The 9,527-nt window shown below is 67.6% G+C and carries 9 protein-coding genes; 5 read left to right on the forward strand and 4 right to left on the reverse strand.

Annotated elements, in window-relative coordinates:
- Positions 1-54: 54 nt before the first annotated feature.
- Together AC5RWU_RS14155 and AC5RWU_RS14160 are read right to left on the reverse strand one after the other, a co-directional pair.
- Entirely contained in the window at positions 55-1,110 is a 1,056-nt protein-coding gene (locus tag AC5RWU_RS14155; protein WP_494031537.1) for an enoyl-CoA hydratase/isomerase family protein, read from the reverse strand.
- 175 nt (positions 1,111-1,285) lie between these two features.
- Positions 1,286-1,729, reverse strand: a complete 444-nt coding sequence (locus tag AC5RWU_RS14160; RefSeq protein ID WP_494031538.1) for a MarR family winged helix-turn-helix transcriptional regulator — start codon at positions 1,727-1,729, stop codon at positions 1,286-1,288.
- A 101-nt stretch (positions 1,730-1,830) separates the two neighbouring features.
- On the opposite strand from AC5RWU_RS14160, the gene AC5RWU_RS14165 reads away from it, so the two are divergent.
- Both AC5RWU_RS14165 and AC5RWU_RS14170 read left to right on the forward strand, forming a co-directional pair.
- Positions 1,831-2,043, forward strand: a complete 213-nt coding sequence (locus tag AC5RWU_RS14165; protein ID WP_494002731.1) for a hypothetical protein — start codon at positions 1,831-1,833, stop codon at positions 2,041-2,043.
- A gap of 131 nt (positions 2,044-2,174) precedes the next feature.
- On the forward strand, positions 2,175-3,824 hold the full coding sequence (locus tag AC5RWU_RS14170) for a phosphodiester glycosidase family protein (protein ID WP_494031539.1): 1,650 nt from the start codon (positions 2,175-2,177) through the stop codon (positions 3,822-3,824).
- 169 nt (positions 3,825-3,993) lie between these two features.
- Here the strand turns inward: AC5RWU_RS14170 and AC5RWU_RS14175 are convergent, their stop codons facing one another.
- Positions 3,994-4,179: a PspC domain-containing protein gene (locus AC5RWU_RS14175; RefSeq protein ID WP_494031540.1), complete on the reverse strand. Its 186-nt coding sequence runs from the start codon at positions 4,177-4,179 to the stop codon at positions 3,994-3,996.
- A 138-nt stretch (positions 4,180-4,317) separates the two neighbouring features.
- Here AC5RWU_RS14175 and AC5RWU_RS14180 point away from each other — a divergent pair, with 138 nt between their 5' ends.
- Together AC5RWU_RS14180 and AC5RWU_RS14185 are read left to right on the forward strand one after the other, a co-directional pair.
- Positions 4,318-5,016 carry a FadR/GntR family transcriptional regulator gene (locus tag AC5RWU_RS14180; protein WP_494031541.1) on the forward strand — a complete coding sequence of 233 codons (699 nt, stop codon included), beginning with the start codon at positions 4,318-4,320 and terminating at the stop codon, positions 5,014-5,016.
- A complete protein-coding gene (locus AC5RWU_RS14185; RefSeq protein ID WP_494031542.1) occupies positions 5,013-6,218 on the forward strand; it encodes a CynX/NimT family MFS transporter in 1,206 nt (401 codons plus the stop codon). Before AC5RWU_RS14180 ends, AC5RWU_RS14185 begins: the two co-directional genes overlap by 4 nt.
- Before the next feature lie 7 nt (positions 6,219-6,225).
- On the opposite strand, the gene AC5RWU_RS14190 is transcribed toward AC5RWU_RS14185, so the two are convergent.
- A complete protein-coding gene (locus AC5RWU_RS14190; RefSeq protein ID WP_494031543.1) occupies positions 6,226-7,779 on the reverse strand; it encodes a PucR family transcriptional regulator in 1,554 nt (517 codons plus the stop codon).
- A 107-nt stretch (positions 7,780-7,886) separates the two neighbouring features.
- On the opposite strand from AC5RWU_RS14190, the gene AC5RWU_RS14195 reads away from it, so the two are divergent.
- A complete protein-coding gene (locus AC5RWU_RS14195) occupies positions 7,887-9,416 on the forward strand; it encodes a purine-cytosine permease family protein (protein WP_494031544.1) in 1,530 nt (509 codons plus the stop codon).
- The last annotated feature ends 111 nt before the right edge of the window (positions 9,417-9,527 follow it).

A 9,527-nucleotide genomic window follows, 5' to 3' on the forward strand; every position in this document is an offset into this window, starting at 1 on the left:
GCCTGAATTAATCGTCTGGATCTGGTCGAACTCCACGCTATCCGAATTCCAGGCTTATTCTTGGCTGTCGGTACCGGCGGCCACGCCGGCCAGTCCCAGTTCACGGTCCCCCAAGGGCGCCAAGTAGTGCTCGACGTCGCTCGCGGACACTTCCGCCAGGCTGGCCGGTTTCCACTGCGGGTTGCGGTCCTTGTCCACCACCTGCGCACGGATGCCTTCGCGGAAATCCGGTGCGGCCAGGCAGCGAAGCCCCACCCGATACTCCTGGTCCAAGGCTTCCTCAAGGGTCTTCCCCCGCACGCGGCGCAGCGACTCCAGGGCAACCTTGACCGCCGTCGGGGACTTCGCCCGTATGGTTTCCGCCGCCGCGGCCGCCTCACCACCCTGGGCGAGCAGCCGCCGGAGAATTTCCTCCGCGTCATCGGACGCATAGCTGGAATCAATCCACTCCCGCTGAGCCTCCAAGTCAGAGTCCGGAGCTTTTTCGGCAAAACGGGCGACGGCGGCTTCCGCGCTTTCGGTTTCCAGCGCCACCGCCAAATCGGCCAGATCTGCAGTTGGCACAAAGTAGTCAGCGAGGCCCAGGAACAGGGCATCCGCACCGCTGAGATGGGCGCCCGTCAGGGCCGCATGGGTGCCGGCTTCCCCCGGTGAGTGCGCAAGCAACAGGGTGCCGCCGACGTCGGGTACAAATCCGATGGTGGTTTCCGGCATGCCCATCCGGGTGCGCTCGGTGACCACGCGGATCGATCCATGCGCTGATATCCCCACGCCACCGCCCAGGACCAGACCGTCCATCATTGCCGCGTAGGGCTTCGGATAACGGGAAATGAGCGAGTTCAGCCGGTACTCCACCCGCCAGAAGTCCGCCGTCTGGCTGCCCCCAGTCAGCATGTCCTGGTACATGGCTACGATGTCGCCTCCGGCACACAAGCCGCGTTCACCGGCGCCCTGCACGAGAACCGTTGCAACGGCGTCGTCGTCCGACCAAGCGGTGAGCTGCTCCAGCATAGCTTGGGCCATGCGCGCTGTGAGGGCGTTAACGGCCTGGGGCCGGTTAAGGGTAATGACGCCGAGGTGGCCGCGACGTTCGAACAGCACCTCCTCCATCAGCTGCCTTCCTGTAGCACGAAACTGGCGCCGTGGCGGATCCTCGAGGGGCTGTCTGCATAGTGGGAAAGCTCGCGCATCATGGTGGAATGTCCTCCGGTCAGTGGGATTGCTCAGGTGGATTGCTCAGCGGGATTGGTGGGGGCGCCGGCCGAGAGCCGGGGTTGCGGAGGGGCTACGTCCGGTTCGTGGTGGCAATGATGTCGCGCATGGTGCGGTTCAGTTTCCGGACATCGTCCCGGGTCAGCCCCAGGCGCTCCATCATCGTGCCGGGCACATCCAGGGCCTGGGTCCGCAGGGCCGCTCCCTTGTCGGTCAGGCCGACGGCCAGGGCTCTTTCATTGCCCGGAACCCGGTTTCGTGAGACCAGTCCCCCCACCTCCAGGCGCTTGAGCATGGGGGAGAGCGTGGCCGGTTCCATCGTGAGGGCTTCGCTCAGGCTGCGGACGGTACGCGGGCTCTGTTCCCACAGGGCCAGCATGACCAGGTACTGGGGGTGGGTCAGACCCAGCTTCTCCAGCACCGGCCGGTAGGCGGCCACAACGCTGCGCGATGCCACCGAGAGGGCGAAGCACAGCTGGTGTTCCAGAAGCAGGTCCTCGTCTTGTTGAACAGTCATGTCTCGTCCGCCTTTCCGGGCATTGTCCCTGCGTATCATTTCGTGCCCTAATGTTTAGCGTACGATTAGATGTGCGGAACACCAAGGAAAGGGATTCTTCCATGGCCCACAGTGAGAGCTTTGCCTCCAAATTTATGCGCGTGACCGGCAAGGCCCGGTTCATTTTCGGGCCGGCGCAGTCCAGTTCGCTGGATCATGCCATGACCGAGGAAAACAAGGAGCTGCTGCACAGCCAGCAGGAGGAAACCGAGCAGCAGTGGGAAACCGTCAGGAGGGCTGACGGCAGCACCTACATCGTGCCCCGCAAGCCCTGAGGCGGACCAGGCACCCGCTTCGGCAGTGCGGTCCATGGATGCTGGCCCTCCCCATGAACTTCAGGCGAACAGTTGCCGAACCTGGTCGCCATCCGCGTGGACGCGCATAGCTGTTCGCTTAGCGTGGGCGTATGCCCACGATTTCTGCCCGGCGCCGTCGCGCCCTGGCGGCCTCCGCCGTCGTTCCCGTCCTGCTCGTTCCTGCCCTGATGACTCCGGTCCTGGCCGGGCCCGCTGTGGCCGCCCCGGCTCCCGGGCAGCCGGCCGAAACGCTCAACCTCGGTGCGGCAGACCTTCCCGAGAACCGTACGGTGACGGAGTTGGCTCCGGGGGTGACGCATACGGCGATCGACCGCGGCATGGCCAACGCCAGCCTGAGCTGGACCGTCGAGGTGACCATTCCGTCGTCGGACCCGGCGGGTGCCGCATCCGCGCTGTCGGATGAAGCCGGCGCCCGCGCCGTCGCCGAGGACCTGCAGGCCCGCGGCCTCGAGGCGCGGGTGGAGCGCGTGGAGTCACCGCGGCTGGCGGACGCCGGGGGAGACCTGGGCTACCGGGTGCGCGTGGGCGGCTTCGCGTCCCAGGAGGCCGGAAGTACGACGGCGGCACGCGTCAAGGCGGCCGGCTACGGCGCTTCCGTCTGGTACACCGGCTGGGACGGAGACGCCGCCGGTGCGGACCAGACCCGCGGACCGTGGGCGCTGGAGGTCCTCACCATCGATCCGAAGGAATTCGACGGCGGCCTGGCCGCCACGTTCGGCCCGGATCTGGAACAGCGCGAAACCACCAGCGAACTGGCCGCGGGGGCCGGCGCCCTCGCCGCAGTCAACGCGGGTTTCTTCGTCTTCAGCGCCGCCCACGGCGCGGAGGGCGACCCCGCCGGCGCCGGCGTGTACGCCGGGCAGGTGCTCAGCGAGGCTGTCGGCGACCGGCCGTCCCTGGTGATCGACGGCCGGAAGGCGGAGGCCGACGTCGAACGCCTCACCTGGCGCGGGACGGTCACCGAAAAGGGAACCGAACTGGCGCTGGACGGAATCAACCGCGTGCCGGGCCTGATCCGCAACTGCGGCGGCACCGCCGATGATCTGGTGACCTCGCTGCCCAAGCACGACGTGACCTGCACCGACGCGGACGAGCTCGTGGCATTCACGACTGAGTTCGGCGCCTCGACGCCCGCCGGCGCCGGGGTCGAGGTGGTCCTCGATGCCAAGGACCGGGTCACGGCGGTGAATCCGGCGCGCGGAACCGCGGTTCCGGCCGGCGGGCAAACGATCCAGGCGATCGGTGATGACGCGCAGCGGCTGGCGGAGCTGGCGCAGGTGGGCGACAAGCTGCGGGTCACTTCGGAGCTGGCGGATTCCGAGGGCAAAAAGCTGAAGACAGGCAAGGACACCTACGTGGTCAACGGCGGCCCGCAGCTGGTCGAGGACGGCGAAATCCGGGTGACGGCCGCCCGCGACGGCATCGTGCACGCGGACAATCCGGGCAACTTCTACGGCTGGGCCCACAAGCGAAACCCGCGCACGATCGCCGGCATCGATGCCGCCGGGCGGCTGCTGCTGGTGACCGCGGACGGCCGGCAGACCTCCGCGCTGGGGCTCAGTCTGCAGGAAGCGGCGCAGGTGGCCGAATCGCTGGGTATGGTGGAGGCCATCAACCTCGACGGCGGCGGATCCACCACCATGGTGGTGGACGGCTCGGTGGTCAATGTTCCGTCGAACGCCGGCGGAACCGAGCGGGCCGTGGGGGATGCACTGGTGGTGCTGCCGGGGCGGAAGTAAGTTCCGTAGTCGTGCAGCCTGGCGCCTTATATCCCGGACAGGGCTGCGGGTAACTTGCGGCCCTGTCCGGTGCGCTTGTCGCCGGTGGCCATGTCCATCACATAGGTTTTCCAGAATCCGGACGCGGGGCACTGCGGCGAGGGTACAGTCCTCGACGTTGATGACTTCGTCAGGCCGGCGCCTTGGGGATCATGATCCACAGCGCGATGTAGACCAGTTCTCCGATACCGACCAATCCGAAAATGATGAATGCGAGGCGAACGAGTAGCTTCGGAATGCCGAAACGGGTCGCAAGGGCGGCACAGACCCCGGCGATCAGCTTGCCTTTCCGAGGGCGAACCAATGCAGCAGCCATGCCGACAGTCTACTGACTGACGGACGTTCCCGACCAGCACTTCGGGCAGCACCCGAGGACCAGGTTATTGTCCAAACCGCCATCTCCAAGGTAACGTCCAAATGTCCTACATTTGCCGCTTACCCTTGGAAGACTCAGATGCAGCTCACCCGACCCGCGCGGAACGTTCCGCTGGCCCAGCAGGTAGCCGACCAGCTGAAGGACCTGATCGCCTCCGGCACCTGGCCGGTCGGTGAAAAGATTCCGGCCGAGAACCAGCTCAGCGCGGACCTGGGCATCAGCCGCAACAGCGTCCGGGAGGCACTGCGGTCGCTGGTGCATGCCGGCCTGCTGGAAGCCCGTGCGGGGGACGGCACCTATGTGCGGGCCAGCTGCGAACTGGGCGTGAGCCTGCACCGCCGCGTCGGCGCCGGGAATCCGCGGGACGCCTACGAGGTGCGCTCGCTGCTGGAGCAGCGGGGCGCCGGCCTGGCCGCCGAGCGGGCCACCGCAGAACAGATCGCGGACATGCAGGAGATCCTGCGCCGGCGCGACGCGGCCCGGGACCGCCGGGACGACGCGGGCTACGTCGCCGAAGATTTCGCGTTCCATGCCGCCGTGGTCGCCGCCAGCGGCAATGCGCTGTTGACCGAACTGTACGCGCATCTGCACGAAGCGGTGATGGCCGGCATCTCCCGTACCCTCGTCTCCAATCCCGATGCTCCGCTGGAAACCAGGCACCACGAGTTGCTGGCTGCAATTGGGCAGCGCCGGTCCAGGGAGGCGGAGGAGATTGCCGCAGCCCTGGTGGAAGAGGCGCGGGTGCTGGATCTGCGGACCGGACAGGAGCAGGCATGACCACCACAACAAACCAGCAGGCAGTTTCGCAGCGGAGCGCCCGCCTGGGCCTGGCCTTCATCGGCGTGCTGCTCATTGCCGTCAACCTGCGCGTCTCCTTTGTCAGCGTCGGACCGCTGCTCGGCGGGATCCGGCAGGATCTGGGCCTCAGCGGAGCCGCGGCCGGGCTGCTGACCAGCCTGCCGCTGATGAGCTTTGCGCTGTTCTCGCCGCTGGCGCCCGCTGCGGCACGGTGGCTCGGCCTGGAGCGCACCCTCTGGGCTGCGCTCGCAGTACTTGCCGGCGGCATCGGGCTGCGCTCCGCCGAGGTCCCGGGCGGACTGTGGACCGGCACCGCGCTGCTGGGTGTGGCCATCGCGTTCCTGAACGTCCTGCTGCCATCGCTGGTCAAGCGGGACTTTCCGCAGCGGGCCGGCTCGATCACCGGCCTCTACTTTTCCGTCACCAGCGTCGTGGCGGCGTTCGGCGCGGGCTTCGTGGTGCCGATCGCCGGCGCCGAGCCGGCCGGCTGGCGGCTGGCGCTGGGCATCTGGGCCGGGCTGGCGGTGCTTGCACTCGCCTGGTTCCTGCCGAAACTGAGGTGGCGGACGACGTCGGAAGCCTCCCCGGCTGCGGAAGCACCGGCGTCGTTCCGGTCGCCGTGGACCTCCGCCTTGGGCTGGCAGGTGACTATCTTCATGGGGCTTCAGTCTGTGGCTTTCTTTGTCATCGGCACCTGGCTGCCCAGCATCGAGGCCAGCCACGGCGTCGATGCGGTGACCAGCGGCTGGAACATGTTCTGGTTCCAGATCTGCGGCGTGGCCGGGAACCTGGGCGCCACCGCGCTGCTGCACCGACTGCCGGACCAGCGGCCGGTGGCAGTGATCGGAGGCCTGTTCGCCGCCACAGCCTACCTGGGCCTGGTGCTGGCCCCGCAGCTGTCCCTGGTCTGGACGGTGCTGCTGGCACTGGCCTGCGGCTCCATGATCGTGCTGGCCCTGACGCTGTTCAGCCTGCGCACCCGGCACCATCAGCAGGCCGCGGCACTGTCCGGCATGGCCCAGTCCGTCGGCTATGCGATGGCGGCGGCCGGCCCGATCGCCTTCGGTGCGCTGTACGACCTCACCGGGGACTGGGCACTGCCGCTGAGCCTCACCGCGGTCCTCATGGTGGCGATGGGCTTCTTCGGCGTCCTGGCCGGCCGGCACAAGTACATCGACTGACCCCGGCTCAGGTGCTCCGCCACGTCGGGCCATAGCTGCCGCGGCGTCCCAGCCGCACCGCCATATGCAGCCCCGCCAGCCTTTCCGTGCCCCTCGGATCTCCGCCCACCAGCTCGAAGATCCGCTGCAGCCGGTTGTGCATGGACTGCCGTTCCAGATGGAGCGTCCGCGCGCTTTCTGCCGTATTGCAGCCTGAGGCCAACCACACGTCCAGCGTCTCCGCCAGCCGCGACCCCTTCGTGGCGTCATGCTCCAGCAATTCGCTGACCTGTTCCTGGACGAAGTTGCGCACCGCCGTCTCGCTCAGCTGCCGGGCCGCCAGTCGTTCCAGTGCCAGCGCTTCCGCGTCCAGCACCGCTCCGGGCTTCAGCTCCCCGCGGGCCAAATCGAAGGTCAGCTGCGCCTCGGAAAGGGACTGGGCAGCAAGCCCAATACCCGGCGCCACCGGGCCGACAGCACAGGCGAGGGCGGAACCCGCGGGCGCCTCGGACAGTTCGGCCAGCAGCTCCGCCCTCGAGGTGCTGGTCCCGGATTCCGGGAGGCTGACCAGGGCCACCAGCTCGTGGTGGCTGACATAGGTCACGACGTGCCGGGCCCGCCTGCGAAGGAGCTGCTCCACCGCGCCGGCCCGCAGCGAGGCATCGAGCATCCGGCCGGCCACCACCACCACCGGGCGCTTGGGATCGATCCCGGCGGCCCCGCACAGCTGCAGGAGCCGCTCTCCATGGGCTCCGCCGATCACCGCGCGCAGCAGCTCGGCGCCTGCCACCTCCCTGAGGCTGGGCTGCTGGCGCTTGAGCAGGGCCAAGGAGAGGATGTCCACCGCGCGCTCGGCCACCACCCGGGCCAGCGTCGCGTCGCCGTCGGGTCCCAGCTCCAGCCGGAGGGTCGCTGTGACGATGCCGCGTACGCTGACGTCGAAATCCAAGGTGCGTGCCGGCGTCGTGCCTTCATCGCCGTCTCCTTCGCGGCCGTCCCCTTCCGCGGCCGGCGCCGGCGGCGCACTGGAGGCGAAGATTTCGCCGGAGGGGTCGATCAGCGACGCCGCCGCAGGCACATCGGCCGCCAGGAGCCCCAGCAGCTCGTCGAGCCCGCCGCCGTGGGCCAGCTCCGCGGCCATCGTGTGGGAAAGGGTATCCGCGCGCTGGAGCACTGCCACGGATTCGTTGACCAGCAGGCTGTTGATCGCCTCCGCCACTCCGACGAAAGGGACGACGGCGCGCAGTTCGATCAGCGGAAGGCCCGCCTCATCCGCGGCGCGCACGACGTCGGCGGGCAACGCGGGCAGCGGTCCGCCGGTTTCGATGGCCAGGGCCGCGACGCCGCGTTCGGCCAGTTCGGTCACGTAGTGTCGGCGCTGCTGCGGCTCCGTGTGGGCCAGCGCTGTGCCTCCGGTGAGCAGCAGCTCGCCTCCGCGGAGCAGTGGAGCGATGTCCAGCACCTCGCTCGAATGGACCCACCGGACCTGCGCCGACCCGGCGGCCGATGACCCTGCCCGCAGTACCGGGGCTGCAGCTTGCAAAGCCGGGTGATCGAAGATGCGGGTCAAGGGCAGGGGCATGACGATCCGTCCAATCAGCGGGGAAATAACTCGACACAGCGTCTATTGTTGGCGGTGACGCAGACCACATAGCCTATCAGTATCGCTAAACCACTGGAGGTTTTCCCATGAACGCAGAAGTTCCTGCGGCATCCGGACATACGGCAACGACGCCGTCCACGGATGATTATGAACAGCAACTCCAGCCCATCCCCGAGTCAGGGCGCACGCGTAGTGTTGCCGGTCAGTTCTGGATCTGGGCCGGCGCCAATCTGGCCCCGATTAACTGGGTGCTGGGCGCCCTGGGCATCCACCTGGGCCTCGGTTTCGCCGATACGGTGACCGTCCTGGTTGCAGGCAACCTGATCGGCATGATCCTCTTCGGTTTCTTCGTCCTGATCGGCCAGCGCACCGGTGCCACCGGCATGGTGCTGGCGCGCGCGGCGTTCGGGCGGCGCGGCAATTACCTTCCAGCCGCCATCCAGGCCACCCTGGGCATCGGCTGGTGCGCCGTCAACACCTGGATCATCCTGGACCTGGTCATGGCACTGCTGGGCAGCATCGGCTGGGTCGATCCCGCGCAGCCGAACTACGTGGCGAAGATCGCCGTGGCCGCCATCATTATGGTCGCGCAGGTCATCATTGCCTTCTTCGGATACAAGGCCATCGCCGCCTTCGAGAAGTGGACCGTCCCGCCGACCATCGCCGTTCTGGTGGCCATGTCCGCCGTCGCCTGGTTCGGGATGGACATCGACTGGGGCTACGCCGGACCTGTCGGCGAAATCCTCACCGGCGGCGAACGGATCGCGGCCATGAGTGCCGTGATGACCGCCATTGGAATCGGCTGGGGCATCACCTGGTTCACCTACGCCGCAGACTACTCCCGCTTCGTGAGTGTCCAGGTGCCGCGCCGCAAGGTGTATCTGGCGTCCGTGCTGGGCCAGTTCATCCCGGTAATCTGGCTGGGCATCCTCGGTGCCAGCCTCGCCACCAAGAGCGGGTCGATCGACCCTGGCCAGCTGATCGTGGAGAACTACGGTGTCCTGGCGATCCCGGTCCTGCTGATGGTGCTGCACGGTCCCATCGCCACCAACATCCTGAACATCTACACCTTCTCCGTCGCCGCCCAGGCGCTGGATGTCAAGCTCAACCGCCGCGCCCTGAACCTGATCGTGGGTGTCTTCGCACTCGCCGCAGTGGTCTTCTTCATCTACCAGGAGGACTTCGCCTCCGTGCTGGATGCCTGGCTGATCGGCCTGGTGGCCTGGGTCGCCTCCTGGGGCGGCATCATGCTGGTGCACTACTACTGGCTGGAGCGGCGCAACCCGCTGCCGGTCAACCGCCTGTTCGATCCGGTCGGCACCACCCGGCTGCCCGGCGTGAACTGGGCCGGCGTGACCGCTCTGCTGGGCGGCATCTTCACCACTTGGCTGTTCATGTACGGCCTGCTGCCGGTGATGCAGGGACCGTTCGCGGTGGCCATGGGCGGCCTGGACCTGTCCTGGCTGGCCGGCGGCCTGACCAGCGCCTCGCTCTACGCCGTGCTCGGCCCCAGAGTGCACCGGCGGTTCACGCCGAACCTGGAGCCGGCGCCGCACGCCGAAACCTCCGATCCTTCAACCACCCTTCTGACTACATCCGAACCCGCTTCGTCCTGAAGCAACCCACCTCATTCAAAGGAGAATCATGTCCCTGACCACTGACGCCCGCAATGCCACGAATGTTTCGGAGCTGGAGCGCCTCAAGGTCCTGCACAACGGCCAGAAGCA

Source organism: Arthrobacter sp. B0427-1-12 (assembly GCF_059092905.1).

Coding starts and splice junctions, on each gene's coding strand:
- AC5RWU_RS14185 (WP_494031542.1), top strand. CDS start 5,013: ATGACCACCACAACAAACCAGCAGGCAGTTTCGCAGCGGAGCGCCCGC.
- AC5RWU_RS14190 (WP_494031543.1), bottom strand. CDS start 7,779: ATGCCCCTGCCCTTGACCCGCATCTTCGATCACCCGGCTTTGCAAGCT.
- AC5RWU_RS14195 (WP_494031544.1), top strand. CDS start 7,887: ATGAACGCAGAAGTTCCTGCGGCATCCGGACATACGGCAACGACGCCG.
- AC5RWU_RS14155 (WP_494031537.1), bottom strand. CDS start 1,110: ATGGAGGAGGTGCTGTTCGAACGTCGCGGCCACCTCGGCGTCATTACC.
- AC5RWU_RS14160 (WP_494031538.1), bottom strand. CDS start 1,729: ATGACTGTTCAACAAGACGAGGACCTGCTTCTGGAACACCAGCTGTGC.
- AC5RWU_RS14165 (WP_494002731.1), top strand. CDS start 1,831: ATGGCCCACAGTGAGAGCTTTGCCTCCAAATTTATGCGCGTGACCGGC.
- AC5RWU_RS14175 (WP_494031540.1), bottom strand. CDS start 4,179: ATGGCTGCTGCATTGGTTCGCCCTCGGAAAGGCAAGCTGATCGCCGGG.
- AC5RWU_RS14180 (WP_494031541.1), top strand. CDS start 4,318: ATGCAGCTCACCCGACCCGCGCGGAACGTTCCGCTGGCCCAGCAGGTA.
- AC5RWU_RS14170 (WP_494031539.1), top strand. CDS start 2,175: ATGCCCACGATTTCTGCCCGGCGCCGTCGCGCCCTGGCGGCCTCCGCC.